This is a genomic window from Pseudomonas sp. LB1P83, assembly GCF_054897885.1.
On sequence record NZ_CM142709.1, the window covers coordinates 3,696,918 to 3,710,180 of the forward strand.

Below are 13,263 nucleotides of genomic sequence, written 5' to 3' on the forward strand. Positions count from 1 at the left end.
TGGTTACTCCTCAGAACGCCCCGTGGACTCACGATCGTGCGGGTAGTGTCTGATGAGCGCAAACGCCGGCAACCAGGACTCGCGACGCACGATCCAGCTTTCGTAGGTTGGCATCAGTTGGTCAGGGGCATCGAGAGATCCCAGGTTCACTTCGATTTCGTCGTCGGTGCGTGCGAAAACAGACGAGCCGCAGCGAGGACAAAAATGCCGCCCGGCGTAGTCACGTGTTTCGCCCTCGATCTTCACCGCCTCCTGAGGGAATATCGCGCTGGCGTTGAAAAGAGCCCCGTGATGCTTGCGGCAGTCGAGGCAGTGACAAAGGCCGACCCGATAAGGCCGTCCTGACGCCTCGATTCGAACATTGCCGCACAGGCAGCCGCCGGTGAATCGGTCCATGTTGCGTCTCCTCTGAATCAAGCGGTCGAAGTGTTTACAAGGAGCGCCGTCGGGCGTTCGGACGAGAAAGACATCGAGAAACAAGTGGTCGCTGCATTGGCAGATGCAGCGGCCGGTCGCTAGATAAAATCAGACGTTATTAAGGTCTCCCCCGCTGCTGGATGTCAGTGTGACCAGAGATCGACCGGAAAGTACTTTTGCGAAATTTTCGTGTACTTGCCCGAAGCATGCAACTGCGTGAGCGCCACATCGATTCGCTCTTTGAGTACGGTGTCACTCTTGCGCAAGCCCGCCCCGATACCCAGGCCATAGAGCAACGGGTCCATCTTGACGCTGCCGGTGCCCTTTTCTTCGTACGCCAACCCGTCCTGGGACTTCAGAAAATCGATGTCGCCAAGCTTGTCGAGGAACATGACGTCGATACGACCCGCCAGCAAATCGGCGTTGCAGTCGTCCTGCGTGGTGTAGATACGGATGTTCGAGGCTTTGCCGTAAGCGGTCCGGATGAACTCGGCGTTGGTGGTCGAGCCCTGCACACCGATGGATTTACCGGCCAGGCCTTCCGGTGTCAGCGTCAGGTTGACGTCCTTCGGTGCGACGAAAATCCCTGTCGTCTCGTAGTAAGGACGCGAGAAGGCGATGACTTTCTGCCGTTCCGGGCTGATGCCCATTGAGTTGAAGAGCACGTCGAACTTGTTGGCGAGCAGTGCCGGAATGATGCCGTCCCAGGCCACTTCCTTGATCTCGCACTCGGCTTTCATCTGCTCGCAGAGCGCCCGGATCAGGTCCGGCTCGAAACCGGTGTATTGCCCGGTGGGTGTCTTGACCAGAAACGGCGGATACGGTTCGGCGGCCACACCGAAACGCAGCTTGTCGTCCGCTGCGCTGGCCGGGGCCGTAAAGGAACTCAACGTCATGCCGATTGAGGCCAGTAAAACCAGATTGCGGAATATTCGTTTCATGGTCGATCCTTTTTTTCAGGAGGATGGTTGCGAACAGAACGATTCAACATCAGTACAAAAAAGCCTTTCTAAGCCCCGAGTACGGGCAACGGCAGCCATCCCTGGATCGCTTGCCAATCTGACTCGAGGGCCGCAAAACGTGAGAGCGAGAACGTGGACAGGTCGGCGAAACTGCACTCACCGTCAACAACCAGATCGCGGATGGCATGACCGCTCGCCGGCGAGAGCCCGAAACCGACACCGGACATCGTCGCGACGGTGACGTTACCCAGTGCCGCAGGACGATCGATGACGGGACGTCCATCCGGTGTGTTTTCGATGAATCCTGCCCAACTGCGAATCACCCGTTTGTGAGCGATTTTGGGGAACAGTTCGGCCAGTCGTTTGGCGATATTGCATTGCAGGGGTGTCGACTGCGGACGCGTGCCACGCAGATCGGCGAGCTCGACCCATTCATGCGGGCCGCCACCATATGCCAGGTTGCCGCGCAGGGTTTGCCGGCCATACAAACCATTGCCATCCACACCACCCACCTCCAGTAAAGGCAGCGGTTCGGTCACGATCATTTCGGCGCGAGCGGTGACCAGCGGAATGTCTACGCCCAGTTGCGCCGCCAATTCACCGGTATGCGGGCCGGCGGCAATCACCAGGTGGTCGCAGGCGATCAGGCCTTGTGCCGTGCGCACGCCCGTCACGCGGTCGCCTTGGCGTTCGATGGCGACGACGGGCGTGTGCTCGAGAACGCGACCGCCGAGATTTTGCAGCGCCCATGCATAGGCCTGCAGCGTGCGGTGCGGATTGGCGTGGCCGCCGAAATGGTAGTAGTAGCCCGCCTACACGTTATCGCCCGCGAAGGGCACGAGTTCCCGCACCTCCTGAGGGTTCAGGAGGTCAGCGCGCAACCCATAATACTTGGCTTCGTCCACGACTTTTTTGTCGAGTGACAACTGGTGTTCGGTGAGATCGATACTGATGCGGTCCGGGCGATATTCGGTCGGGTAACCGAGCAATTCGTCCATCATCGGCCACAGTCGTTGCTCTTCGAGAAACAGCGGACTGTGGTGATGCGAACACCCGCCGCCGTTACGGCCCGAGGCGCCCCAGCCAATCAGGTACTACCCAGGCTCGACCGGGGCCGATAACGCGCATCTGACGTTCGATACGCTGGAGTCGGCCATCGTCGCCGTGAAATGCGGTCAGGGCATCGCGCTCGTCGACGCCGTGCTCACACACGATGAATTGCTCACCGGGCAACTGACCCGCGTGCATGCGGGCCGCATCATCACGGGCGGGCGTTACACGCTGGTCTATCCAAAGCGGGTGAAGCGCTCAAGCGGCTTTTGCGAGTTCCTCGACTGGCTGGAACAGGTAGTGCCCGGCCAACCCCGAAACAGTGCCTAAACCGTTTCACCGTTTCCTTCTGCGCCCGCCTTGGTGCTAAATAGAACGCCCAGGCTCCAAGTCCAGACCCTGTCGCGTATTGCCGTGCAACGAGAAACCGATATGAACACCCATTTTGAGACAACAGCATGATCGAAGTCACCGAAGTTTCCATCGCCCAACTGCGTGCGGCGCTGGAGTCTGGCCAGACCTGTGCGGTTGAGCTGGTCCAGGCCTATCTTGCCAGGATCGAGGCCTACGACGGCCCCGAAACGCCCACCGCGCTCAACGCCGTGGTGGTGCGCAATCCCGAAGCGCTCACCGAAGCGCAGGCGTCCGATGCCCGTCGGGCCAAGGGCGAAACGCTTGGTCCGCTGGATGGTATTCCCTACACGGCCAAGGACAGTTATCTGGTGAAGGGCCTCACAGCAGCTTCTGGAAGTCCGGCCTTCAAGAACCTGATTGCCTATCGCGATGCGTTCACCATCGAACGGCTGCGCGCCGCCGGGGCGATCTGCCTGGGCAAGACCAATATGCCGCCGATGGCCAATGGCGGCATGCAACGCGGGGTCTATGGCCGTGCCGAGAGCCCGTACAACGCTGACTACCTGACAGCCCCTTTTGCCTCGGGATCCTCGAACGGCGCCGGGACTGCCACCGCCGCCAGTTTCGCCGCATTCGGCCTTGCTGAAGAAACCTGGTCGAGCGGACGCGGCCCGGCCTCGAACAACGGCTTGTGCGCCTATACGCCTTCGCGTGGGGTGATCTCGGTGCGCGGCAACTGGCCGCTGACGCCGACGATGGACGTGGTGGTGCCGTACGCCAGAACCATGGCCGACCTGCTCGAGGTGCTCGACGTGGTGGTGGCGGATGATCCCGACACACGGGGCGATCTGTGGCGGATGCAACCCTGGGTGCCGATTCCGAGTGTTGCTTCGGTGCGCCCCGCGTCCTATGCCGAGTTGGCCGTAAAGTCCGATGTGCTTGCTGGAAAACGCTTCGGCGTTCCGCGCATTTACATCAACGCGGACCCCGAAGCGGGCACCAGCGAGGCGCCGGGCATCGGTGGCCCGACAGGGCAGAAAATCAACACCCGTCCGACCGTGATCAGCCTCTGGGAAGACGCGCGCAAGGCACTCGAAGCCGCAGGCGCCGAAGTGATCGAGGTCGATTTCCCGCTGGTCTCCAATTGCGAAGGTGATCGTCCTGGCGCGCCGACCGTGTTCACTCGCGGCCTGGTGTCCAAGGAGTTCCTGCACCATGAGTTGTGGGACCTGTCGGCCTGGGCGTTCGATGATTTCCTGCGGGCCAACGGTGATCCGAAACTGAACCGTCTGGCCGACGTCGACGGACCGCTGATTTTCCCCCACGACCCGGGCACCCTGCCCAATCGCGAAGACGACCTTGCCGCGGGTATGGACGAATACGTGAAGATGGCCGAACGCGGCATCACGCCGTGGGACCGGATCGTCACGGTGCCTGACGGCTTGCGCGGACTGGAAGAGACCCGTCGAATCGACCTTGAAGACTGGATGGATCAGTTGAACCTTGATGCGGTGCTGTTCCCGACAGTGGCCGACGTGGGGCCGGCGAATGCCGATGTCGATCCGCAGTCGGCGGACATCGCGTGGAGTAACGGGGTGTGGGTCGCCAACGGTAACCTCGCCATCCGCCACCTGGGTGTTCCGACGGTCACGGTGCCGATGGGTGTCATGGCGGACATCGGCATGCCAGTCGGGCTGACATTTGCCGGGCGTGCCTATGACGACTCAGCGCTGCTGCGCTTTGCTTCGGCGTTTGAGTCGGTTGGTTCCAAGCGATTGGTTCCGCCGCGGACCCCGCCGTTGTTGGGCTGAAAAGATACGAGCGGACTTCAGCCGAACAAGTCCCCTGTGGTGAGGGGATTTATCCCCTCGCCACAAAAGCCCTCTCGCCAAGTGCCCGCGCTTAGATAAGCGCCACTTCACTGATGCACGGCGCTTGCGACGTTTCCATCAGCAACTGCCCCACCACGTCCGACAGAGCGCTTTGCACATCCTTCCCACCACGCAAGGCTCGCGCATAGGCGCTCCGCTGCCGATCTGCACTGGTCCCATCCCGAAGAATCCGGCGGGCCTGGGCAAACACGTTCTCCACGCCCATTTTCCGAGCCGTGTCCCCTAGGATCTGTTGCGCCCTGAACAGCCATTGCCCGGCGGAGAACGGCCGGTCGTAACCTTCAATGATGAAGGCTGCGTGGATACCGGACCGTTTCGCCCGCCACCGATTTTCCTTGAGGATCCATTGCGACGCTTGCGAATAGCTCGATCCCGGACGTGGCTGATCAATGGCATGGGCAACCAGTAATCGAAACAATGAGGCAATGCACAACACGTCATCCAGGCGTGGACAAGCATCCGTCATCCGCATCTCCAACGTCGGGTACTTCGCGGCGGGTCGCAGCCCCCACCAGCAATCGCCCGCCTGCTTGATCGTGCCGGTGCGGATCAGCAAGGCGACGTAGGCGTCATAGGCGTCTTGATCTTCGAAGAACTCCGGAATGCCCATCCGCGGCCACTCATCACACGCCGTCTGCCGGTAGCTCATAAAGCCGCTGTCGGCGCCGCCCCAAAAGGGTGAAGACGTACTCAGTGCCAACAACAATGGCATCCACGGCAAGACTTCGTTCATCACCCGAATGCGATCCAGGTGCCCTGGCACTTCAACATGCACGTGCAGGCCGGACAGCAGGCTGCGCCTTGCCACGCGCTGGTAGTCTTCGAACAGTTGAAGAAAGTGAGGTTGGTCCGTGGCCTGTTGCGTACGCCAGTCAGCCAAAGGATGGCTCCCGGCACTGAGCAGTCCCAGACCGTACCCTTCCAGCGTTTGCCGCAACCTTGTGCGCGCGGAAAACAGGTACTCCGTTGCTTGCTCGACGCTGGTGAAGATGGGTGAAGCGACTTCGATTTGCCCTTGGAACATCTCGTGCGCGAAGCAATCGCCCAACACCACCTGGCACGCTGCGATGGAAGCGTCAGGAGGCCTCTCGGCCATGCGTCGGGTGTCCAGGTCTGTGATGAAGTATTCCTCTTCAATGCCAAACTTCAGGTGTCTGTCCATCGATGCTCTTCTCGGCTTGCGCACTGCGGCCAAATACCCACTTCTGCGCAAACCCGGTTTTGTAGCAGCTGGCGAAGCCTGCGTTCGGCTCGGGCCGCGTTCGGACGCAGCAGTCGTTAATCTGTGTTTGCGATCTACCTGAAACGCCGCACTGTCTGATTTCACGACTGCTTCGCAGCCGAACGCAGGCTTCGCCAGCTGCTACAAAGATTGCGTCGTGGCTGAACTTGCTTAACGGGCCTCGGCAACCGTTAGAAAAGCGGGAAGTTTGTGCCAGACTTCCCGCCTTTCATGCAGCCCTTTATGTGCCCAAACCTCGGGACAGATCGGCTGGCGTATCGGAGGCTGCGCGGTACTCCCCTTCCGGTTTCGTCTCTACGTCCGAGTGATCGGTGGTTTTGGTCACGGTGTCGCGCACAGCTTCGAATCCTTCCCTTGCCTGCTGCTTTACCTTGTCAGCAAGGTCTGCGCTGGTTTTGCCCATGAAGCGTTGCTCGGTCGCTGTCGAAGGCAATGCGGCGCCCAACATGGCGCCTAACGCGATGCCCGCCGCGGCGACCATCAGCGGTTGCTCCTTCAACAACTGACTGAACTGATTGCCCAGCACCTGCGTATTGCGCACCAATCGGTCACTGACGTCATGCACGGCATGGCTGATGTTTTCGGTGGCGGCACCCAAATTGTCGCCCAGGTGCGCTGCCTTGCCTTTGACGTTCTGATAACCGTCCTTGAGCGTGTCAGCCGTCTGGTGCAGATGGTCGCGGGCACTGTCGATGCCGTCAGCCAAGCCATCGGCCCACTCTCCGACGGTGTTCTGATCCGGGCCAGCGCGATAGCCTGGACGGGGTGACGGTGGGCGATTCTGGCTCATCATCAACCACAGCAATCCGACGGATGTCAGGACGGCGGGAACCGGATTATTGCGAACGCTGGTGCCCAGGTTGCTCAGGAATGTCGTGCCGTTGCTCTGCATCAGCGTCAGCGCCTGATCGAACATCTGGCCAGGGGTGAACTTGCTTTCCAGCGCATCGACGATGTTGCCGATACTCGCCCGCTGCGCATCGATTTCACGCTCGATGGCTTCAGGGCTTTTTGCCGCTTCGATGTCGAATTCACTGTTCATGAGACTTTCCTCCGCAGCGCTTCCTGGTCTTTGTTCAAGGCATCCAGCGTGCGATCAGGCTTGAAGTGGGACGGTTCGAATTGTTTTTTTCCGGACTGCAGCATGGCGTACCCGACGATCATCACCACCACGCCGACAATCAGCGCTGCCAGCCACGGCGCCATCACGGTGCTGAGGCCGTAGACCGCGGACATCAACAGAATGATGAGCCCCGCCAGCAGCACAATTGCACCGCCGGCAACACCGGCAATCCCTGCTTTGAGCGTCGAGAGACTGGTTTGAAGTTCGGCTTTGGCCAGCGCCAGTTCCTTGGTGAATAGCGCGGGCACTTCACGGGATAACTGGCGTAACAACCCGACGACCGAAGCGTCATGATCAGGCGCAGACACGGGTCTTGAGCCCGGAAAATCTGGTTCTTCTCTGTTCATCACAGTGCTCCATTGAAGTTGGTCGAACCCGGTGTCGAGGTCGTCGCAAAGTTCGAAGGGTGGTCTTGCTCATTCGGTGAGGCCGGCGTAATGCCAGGGCTTGGATCGTTGCGTGATGCAACGGAGGTTTCATAGGGCCGATGTGCACCAAAACCGCCGGACGGTGGCATGGAGTGACCGGCTGCCGGGTTGTCGGCATCGGGGAATGTTGCAGCTGGGGAACTGCCGGCTTTCAGGAACCGCGACAGGCCGAAGCCCAGCGCAATGCTGCCGGCAATGAACAGCCCAGGATTGCTGCGAGCCAACTCGGCCCCGTCATGGAGCAGTTGTTCGGCACTTTTGCCGCGCAGGTTTCCGGCCAGGCCACTCATGGAGTCCGCCATGTCTGCCAGGTAATCGGACATGCCGAGCGTGTCCTTGCTTTCAAGTTCGGAGACGACTGATTTCGCTCCCTTCGCCAAGGCCTCGATCTGATCGGCTGCGGTGTCGCGGTACTGGCCGAACTGGGCGTCCGCCTGTTGTCGCGCGCCTTCAAGTGCTTCTGTCACGTCCTCCTTCAAGTGTCCAAAGCCTGGCTCCGGCCCTGCGGAATCGGGCTTATCTGGCTGACTCCCGGTCGTGCTGTCTGAAGTATTCATGTCATCCCTCGCCTTCTGTCTGTAAACAAGCGTTCCGGGAGTTCGCAGTGAGTGCAGCCTCCCTCACTGCAGATGACGGAGGGGGGTGATGGGGAGTTCCAACGGAATGATGAGTGATGCGTTCAGTTCGTCGCCTGGGGGGGGTGGCTGCTGACTTCAAGGGGGGGGTATATCCATTTCTGCGGTAATGGATATGCCCCCACCCCGTCAACTACCATGGTTACAGCAGCGAAAACGTGTAGTTAATGATGAAGCGATTCTGATCCACATTCTGCCCAGCATCGGTGTTCGACTTGCCATTGCGTAAACTTTCGTAGCGGGATAAGGCTTGTCGCACAGAGACATGAGTCGTCATTGTTTTTGAAACTGGGTCAGACGGATTTTCATCGCACCTGACCCGAAACGTCAGGCTTTGGCTGCCATCGCGGTGACTTCCACGCGCATGCCTTCGACCGCCAGCGCGGCCACGCCGACGGCGGCGCGAACCGGCCACGGTTTGGCGAAGAAGCGCTTGTAGACCTCGTTGAACGCGGCGCGGTCGGCCATGTCGGTGAGGTAGATGGTCAGGTGCAGAACCCGGTCCATGGAACTGCCGGCGCGCTCCAGCGCGACCTTCAGCGCCTGCAGCGTGCACTCGCTTTGCAGGGTGATATCGCCCAGTTCCAGGCTGCCGTCGGCGTGGGTTGGAATCTGCGTGGAGACCAGCAGACCGCCGAAACCGGCGACGTCGGAGGAGATGGAGTCCGCGTCGGGATCGGGGGTGAAGGTGATGTCTTGGTTGGCCATGGGGATCTCTTTCTTGAAGTAGTAACGAGGCGGTCGATGCCTTTTGCGCGGACAGTTTACAGGCCGGAGCCGGGATTGCGTGTGCGCCTGAACCCTGGGAAAAAATCTCGAACTCCCTCCCTGCCGCTGCATCCAATGTGTAGGTCAACGGAGGTACACGAGATGAACAGCGATGACAGTGTCAATGACACCGAAAGGGATCGGAAGGACAGGGACGCCGAAGAGGTCGATCCAGCAGCGCTTCCCGAAGAGGAGGAAGCAGAGGCGTTGAGGCGGAAAATAGCCGAGATAGAACGCAAAGTAGCGGATGGAAACTAGCGTGAGGACCACGTCCGCTCGTGATCAGCGGGCGTGGCCAATGCTCTGCACCTAGTTCGGGTCTAGCAACCCGCCCTTCCAGTTACGCGACACTTGGCTCCCGGTGAATTTCGCCACGACCATGCCCTGCGGCACCAGCCGGTCCCGGTAGCGTGTCACCATCCGCCCTGCTTGCTCGGCCACCAACACCACTTCGGAAGACGGATCACCGGGGCGCCGCAGAATCCGCGCAAAGCGCTGCCCTTCTTCGACGAAATCGCCCAGTTCCTTTTCAAAGATCAGCACCCCGGGTTGCGGGGCGAGGATGGTCTCCATCTGGCCCATTTCCATCACCTCGACGGGCCAGTCACCGGGTGTCAACGCTTCGTCGATGACCCCGCAACTGCACAGCCAGGCGAACAGTCCCGCAGCATCCTGCTCGGCAAACCGGTCGCTGACATCGCCCTGCCCGCGCAACTCCAGGGTCGCGGCCATGCGCTGGTCGGTGACGCCATCGCGCAGCCACGGCGCAATGATGGTTTCTTCGAAAGAGCCGTCGCCGCCGTCATCCCAGATGATCGCCACGTCCATCTTCATCGCTGCCGCCAGTTCGCGACCTCGGGGCCAGAAACTACGGTGCACGTAGAGGTACGGCAAGGCCTCGTCATCGGTGTGCAGATCGAGCATCACATCCGCGGTGGCCGCCAGTTGCACCAGTTTTTTTTGCCATTCCTGGACGTTGGTCGAAGGTCGCTCCATCGCGGCGGACTGGTCGAACGAGCGGTTGAAGTTATGCCCGGTCGCGTCGTGAAAGCGACCGAGAATCCGCCCCTGGCGAAACTGCCCGATGCCCAGGGGATTGGCTTGCGGCACCACCGTCACACGGCCCTTGAGCCGGCCCTCGGACTCGACGACGTGAAGCCGCTGCATCAACAGATGCAGCACCAGCATCCCGGCAATTTCATCGGCATGCACGCCGGCCTGCAAATGCACCTTCGGCCCTCTGCCGTCGCCCTCGAAACGCCACGCGCCGACCGGCACCGCGTCGCCGTTATTGTTGCGAACACTGAACGAAATATCCTGCGCCATCTGCTTGTCCTCCCCCGTCATGAACGTTAAAAACCGGTGCATCGCGGCGGCCGGCACTGGAGATTGAACGCATGTTCAACTAAGCTCGCCAACCAGGCACTGCACCCAAGGATTCCCTTGTGACAACCCCCTCTCCAAAGAACCGTCGCGCAGAACCCGATGAGCGCCGTGAAATGCTGGTTGCCGCCACGGTGCGTTGCCTGGTGCGTGACGGTCACGCGGGCATTTCCGTGCGCCGTATCGCCACCGAAGCCGGGGTGTCCGTCGGCCTGCTCAATCACCATTTCGGCAGCATCGATGCGTTGATCGCCGACACTTACCAGAAGATCGCGAACGAACTGACCACCGCCCTGCTCCATGAGATCCAGCAGGTCGGCACCCCGGCGGAAAAGATGGACGCGTTTCTCAAAGGCTCTTTTTCGCCAAGGGTCATGGACCCGCAATTGCTGAGTGTCTGGGTGGTGTTCTGGAGCCTGATTCGTCACTCCGAACACGTCAGCCTGTCCCACGAAAAAAGCTACCGCGCCTACCTCGACCTGCTGCGCCAACTGCTTGATGACATGGCGGCCAGCGAAGGTTTCGTGATCCACGACACGCGCCTGGCCGCCATCGGTTTATCGGCGATGCTCGACGGACTCTGGATCGAGTGGTGCCTCAACCCCGAAACCTTCAGCCCCGCCAACGGCCTCCATATCTGTCGTTGCTGGATAAAGGGGCTGCGTCACGGAGCATTCAGCGCCGACGACGTCTTGTGATGGGTGACGACCGAAGATCATGGCCAGGGTGCCGCTGACCGCGATCAGGCCGGCACCGATCATCAGCGACACGTCCATCAACGTGCCCCAGATCAGACTCGACAGCAGGAACGCCCAGATCAGCCCGGTGTATTCGAACGGCGCCAGCAAGGTCGCGGTGGCCCGTCGAAAACTGGCGAACAGCAGGAACTGGCCGATACCGCCCACCAGGCCGGCAACCAGCATGCCCAGCCAGGCCGGGGTCGGTGACGGGGTGTGCGTCCAGGGCAACGCGACCGTCATGCACAGCACAAACACCACGTTGGTGATCAGCATCTGCTCCAGCACTGAGGTCTGGTCATCCACCTGACGCAACTGGATGTAAGTGAACGCCCAGCACATCGCCGCCAGCAGCGTCAGCACAATCGGCCACGGATCGGCGATGTTGCTCGGTCGGCAAGCGATGATCACCCCGACAAAACCGATGATCAGGGAAAACCACTGCCAGCCGCTGGCGCGCTCCTTGAGAATCACCGCCGCCAGCACCGTGACCATGATCGGCGCGGAAAAATACAGGGTGGTCATTTCTGCCAGCGTCAGGTCCCGCGCGGCCGTGTAATACAGCAGCCAGGCGACAATCGACAACAAACCGCGCACCACCAGCAAGCGTCGGCTCGGCGAACGCCAGGCCCGCTGGACTACACGCAGGCGTCCCGCCAACAGACACGCAACGACCACCACCAGGCTGCGCCAGAACAGAATGGTGACCACCGAATAATCGGCCACCAGCCACTTAATGACAGCGTCCTGCAACGCCAGGAACGCGTACCCCAACGTGCACAGGCCAATGCCCTGCAGCGACCGGTCGACGACCCCTGACGTGCTCATTACACCGACCTGCGCACGGGCGTCCCGCGCCGTTCGGCAAAAGCAAACAGCGCCTCGATCAGGAACGTCAGGCAGACATAAACCCCGGCCACCAGCAACAGCGGCTCATAGACCTGCAGGGTTTGCGCCCGCACCACGTTGGCCGCGCCCAGCAGATCGACAATCGCAATCGTCGAGGCCAAAGCTGTGGATTTGAGCAACATCACGGTCTCCCCGGCCAGTGTCGGCAACAGCAACCGCAGCGCCCGAGGCAAGCGTACCCGCAGCAGCGATTGGCGCGGTGTCATGCCAAACGCCGAGGCCGCTTCCATCTCGCCTTTGGGCACCGCCAGCAGTCCGCCGCGAATCACTTCACCGACATACGCGCCTACCGACAACACCAGCGCGAATACGATGTACCAGTATCCGTCGCGCAAATACGGCCAGAGAAAACTGCCGCGTATCAGCGGGAATTGCGCAAACAGGCTGCCGAGCCCGTAGTAGAAAATGTAGATCTGGATCAGCAACGGCGTACCGCGCAACACGCTGGTGTAGAACACACTGGCCTTGGCGATCACTTTGTTTTTCGAGATCCGCGCCAGCGCTACCAGCACCGCCAACGCGAAACCGAACACACTGGAAATCAACAGGATGGTGATGGTCGTTTGCAGCCCCCGGCCCAACAGCGCCGCGTATTCAACTATCCACGCTGGAATCATTTCATTCACTCAGCCAAAGGCATCCAGCGACGAATACGCCGCTCGAGCCGTCCAGACAGGTAGTTGGACACCAACGTCACCGCGTAATACATCGCTGCGGCCGTGAGGTAGAACAACAAGTAATGACGCGTCGAACCCGCCCCTTGCTTGGCGGTGTACAACAGCTCGTTGGTGCCAACCACGCTGATCAATGCGCTGTCCTTGATCAGGTTGATCCACAGGTTGGCCATCCCGGCCATCGCATACGGCGCCATGATCGGCAGCGTGACGCGACGGAACAGGCCGAAACCGCTCAGGCCGAATGCCCTCGCCGCCTCAATCTGGCCAAAGGGAATCGCCTGGATCGCCGCCCGGAAAATCTCCGAGGCGTAGGCGCCCTGCACCAGGCCCAGCACGATGATGGCGGCCAGCGGACCGCTGACATTCATGACGCCGTAGCCCATCTGGGTCATCAGCGAATTGAGGAGCATGGAGCCGACGTAGTACAGCAACAGGATCAGCAGCAACTCCGGAATCGCGCGGAACAAGGTCGTGTAACCGCGCATCAGCGCCGCGATGGGTTTTGGCGCGCCGAGCTTCAGGCAGGCCACCACCAGACCGATGAGCAGCCCGACCACGAAGGCCCCGGCGGATATTTGCAGGGTCATCCAAAGACCCTTCAACAGCGCACCGCCCCATCCTGTTTCGCTGAAGTTGATCAATTCGAACATGGCTGGCATTTGAGTCTCCAGTTGGCGCAATCACT

16 protein-coding genes and 1 pseudogene are annotated in these 13,263 nt (G+C 60.6%); 4 read left to right on the top strand and 13 right to left on the bottom strand.

Annotated elements, in window-relative coordinates; all coding sequences use genetic code 11:
• Positions 1–3: 3 nt before the first annotated feature.
• From ACYZTY_RS17115 to ACYZTY_RS17130, 4 genes are all read right to left on the bottom strand, one after another.
• On the bottom strand, positions 4–396 hold the full coding sequence (locus tag ACYZTY_RS17115) for a GFA family protein (protein WP_461954707.1): 393 nt from the start codon (positions 394–396) through the stop codon (positions 4–6).
• Between the two features lie 164 nt (positions 397–560).
• Positions 561–1,358, bottom strand: coding sequence for a transporter substrate-binding domain-containing protein (locus tag ACYZTY_RS17120; protein WP_461954708.1), 798 nt, complete (start codon positions 1,356–1,358; stop codon positions 561–563).
• 68 nt (positions 1,359–1,426) lie between these two features.
• A complete protein-coding gene (locus tag ACYZTY_RS17125) occupies positions 1,427–2,143 on the bottom strand; it encodes an NAD(P)/FAD-dependent oxidoreductase (protein ID WP_461959339.1) in 717 nt (238 codons plus the stop codon).
• Positions 2,144–2,191: 48 nt separating this feature from the next.
• Positions 2,192–2,380 carry a hypothetical protein gene (locus ACYZTY_RS17130; RefSeq protein WP_461954709.1) on the bottom strand — a complete coding sequence of 63 codons (189 nt, stop codon included), beginning with the start codon at positions 2,378–2,380 and terminating at the stop codon, positions 2,192–2,194.
• Positions 2,381–2,543: 163 nt separating this feature from the next.
• Between ACYZTY_RS17130 and ACYZTY_RS17135 the strand changes: the two genes are divergently transcribed.
• A complete protein-coding gene (locus ACYZTY_RS17135; RefSeq protein ID WP_461954710.1) occupies positions 2,544–2,759 on the top strand; it encodes a hypothetical protein in 216 nt (71 codons plus the stop codon).
• A gap of 128 nt (positions 2,760–2,887) precedes the next feature.
• Complete coding sequence (locus ACYZTY_RS17140) at positions 2,888–4,594, top strand: amidase (protein ID WP_461954711.1); 1,707 nt, start codon at positions 2,888–2,890, stop codon at positions 4,592–4,594.
• Between the two features lie 91 nt (positions 4,595–4,685).
• Here the strand turns inward: ACYZTY_RS17140 and ACYZTY_RS17145 are convergent, their stop codons facing one another.
• From ACYZTY_RS17145 to ACYZTY_RS17165, 5 genes are all read right to left on the bottom strand, one after another.
• Positions 4,686–5,837 (bottom strand): carboxylate-amine ligase, encoded by a 1,152-nt coding sequence (locus ACYZTY_RS17145; RefSeq protein WP_461954712.1) that lies wholly within the window; start codon positions 5,835–5,837, stop codon positions 4,686–4,688.
• A 301-nt stretch (positions 5,838–6,138) separates the two neighbouring features.
• Positions 6,139–6,960: a DUF3618 domain-containing protein gene (locus tag ACYZTY_RS17150; protein ID WP_461954713.1), complete on the bottom strand. Its 822-nt coding sequence runs from the start codon at positions 6,958–6,960 to the stop codon at positions 6,139–6,141.
• The gene (locus ACYZTY_RS17155) at positions 6,957–7,388 is read right to left on the bottom strand and encodes a phage holin family protein (protein WP_461954714.1); all 432 of its coding nucleotides are present in this window, start codon (positions 7,386–7,388) and stop codon (positions 6,957–6,959) included. Before ACYZTY_RS17155 ends, ACYZTY_RS17150 begins: the two co-directional genes overlap by 4 nt.
• Positions 7,388–8,026, bottom strand: a complete 639-nt coding sequence (locus tag ACYZTY_RS17160) for a hypothetical protein (RefSeq protein ID WP_461954715.1) — start codon at positions 8,024–8,026, stop codon at positions 7,388–7,390. Before ACYZTY_RS17160 ends, ACYZTY_RS17155 begins: the two co-directional genes overlap by 1 nt.
• Positions 8,027–8,431: 405 nt before the next feature.
• Positions 8,432–8,812 carry a RidA family protein gene (locus ACYZTY_RS17165; protein WP_222587533.1) on the bottom strand — a complete coding sequence of 127 codons (381 nt, stop codon included), beginning with the start codon at positions 8,810–8,812 and terminating at the stop codon, positions 8,432–8,434.
• 135 nt (positions 8,813–8,947) lie between these two features.
• Between ACYZTY_RS17165 and ACYZTY_RS17170 the strand changes: the two genes are divergently transcribed.
• The gene (locus ACYZTY_RS17170) at positions 8,948–9,130 is read left to right on the top strand and encodes a hypothetical protein (protein ID WP_461959340.1); all 183 of its coding nucleotides are present in this window, start codon (positions 8,948–8,950) and stop codon (positions 9,128–9,130) included.
• 51 nt (positions 9,131–9,181) lie between these two features.
• Here the strand turns inward: ACYZTY_RS17170 and ACYZTY_RS17175 are convergent, their stop codons facing one another.
• A complete protein-coding gene (locus tag ACYZTY_RS17175) occupies positions 9,182–10,198 on the bottom strand; it encodes a M14 family metallopeptidase (protein ID WP_461959341.1) in 1,017 nt (338 codons plus the stop codon).
• Between the two features lie 173 nt (positions 10,199–10,371).
• Here ACYZTY_RS17175 and ACYZTY_RS17180 point away from each other — a divergent pair.
• Positions 10,372–10,857: pseudogene (locus ACYZTY_RS17180) on the top strand (TetR family transcriptional regulator C-terminal domain-containing protein); the annotation flags it as partial.
• Here the strand turns inward: ACYZTY_RS17180 and ACYZTY_RS17185 are convergent.
• Genes ACYZTY_RS17185 through ACYZTY_RS17195 form a run of 3 tightly spaced genes read right to left on the bottom strand, consistent with a single transcriptional unit; the run spans position 10,813 to position 13,237 of the window.
• Positions 10,813–11,820, bottom strand: coding sequence for a DMT family transporter (locus ACYZTY_RS17185; protein WP_461954716.1), 1,008 nt, complete (start codon positions 11,818–11,820; stop codon positions 10,813–10,815). The pseudogene ACYZTY_RS17180 and the gene ACYZTY_RS17185 sit on opposite strands and share 45 nt — an antisense overlap.
• Positions 11,820–12,518, bottom strand: a complete 699-nt coding sequence (locus ACYZTY_RS17190; RefSeq protein WP_461959342.1) for an ABC transporter permease — start codon at positions 12,516–12,518, stop codon at positions 11,820–11,822. Before ACYZTY_RS17190 ends, ACYZTY_RS17185 begins: the two co-directional genes overlap by 1 nt.
• 5 nt (positions 12,519–12,523) lie before the next feature.
• Positions 12,524–13,237: an ABC transporter permease gene (locus tag ACYZTY_RS17195; RefSeq protein ID WP_461954717.1), complete on the bottom strand. Its 714-nt coding sequence runs from the start codon at positions 13,235–13,237 to the stop codon at positions 12,524–12,526.
• Positions 13,238–13,263: the final 26 nt, after the last annotated feature.

Excerpts from the sequence above, each read along its gene's own strand:
- ACYZTY_RS17115 (WP_461954707.1), bottom strand. The coding sequence starts at position 396 with ATGGACCGATTCACCGGCGGCTGCCTGTGCGGCAATGTTCGAATCGAG.
- ACYZTY_RS17120 (WP_461954708.1), bottom strand. The coding sequence starts at position 1,358 with ATGAAACGAATATTCCGCAATCTGGTTTTACTGGCCTCAATCGGCATG.
- ACYZTY_RS17130 (WP_461954709.1), bottom strand. The coding sequence starts at position 2,380 with ATGATGGACGAATTGCTCGGTTACCCGACCGAATATCGCCCGGACCGC.
- ACYZTY_RS17140 (WP_461954711.1), top strand. The coding sequence starts at position 2,888 with ATGATCGAAGTCACCGAAGTTTCCATCGCCCAACTGCGTGCGGCGCTG.
- ACYZTY_RS17145 (WP_461954712.1), bottom strand. The coding sequence starts at position 5,837 with ATGGACAGACACCTGAAGTTTGGCATTGAAGAGGAATACTTCATCACA.
- ACYZTY_RS17150 (WP_461954713.1), bottom strand. The coding sequence starts at position 6,960 with ATGAACAGTGAATTCGACATCGAAGCGGCAAAAAGCCCTGAAGCCATC.
- ACYZTY_RS17155 (WP_461954714.1), bottom strand. The coding sequence starts at position 7,388 with ATGAACAGAGAAGAACCAGATTTTCCGGGCTCAAGACCCGTGTCTGCG.
- ACYZTY_RS17160 (WP_461954715.1), bottom strand. The coding sequence starts at position 8,026 with ATGAATACTTCAGACAGCACGACCGGGAGTCAGCCAGATAAGCCCGAT.
- ACYZTY_RS17165 (WP_222587533.1), bottom strand. The coding sequence starts at position 8,812 with ATGGCCAACCAAGACATCACCTTCACCCCCGATCCCGACGCGGACTCC.
- ACYZTY_RS17170 (WP_461959340.1), top strand. The coding sequence starts at position 8,948 with ATGTGTAGGTCAACGGAGGTACACGAGATGAACAGCGATGACAGTGTC.
- ACYZTY_RS17175 (WP_461959341.1), bottom strand. The coding sequence starts at position 10,198 with ATGGCGCAGGATATTTCGTTCAGTGTTCGCAACAATAACGGCGACGCG.
- ACYZTY_RS17185 (WP_461954716.1), bottom strand. The coding sequence starts at position 11,820 with ATGAGCACGTCAGGGGTCGTCGACCGGTCGCTGCAGGGCATTGGCCTG.
- ACYZTY_RS17190 (WP_461959342.1), bottom strand. The coding sequence starts at position 12,518 with ATGATTCCAGCGTGGATAGTTGAATACGCGGCGCTGTTGGGCCGGGGG.
- ACYZTY_RS17195 (WP_461954717.1), bottom strand. The coding sequence starts at position 13,237 with ATGCCAGCCATGTTCGAATTGATCAACTTCAGCGAAACAGGATGGGGC.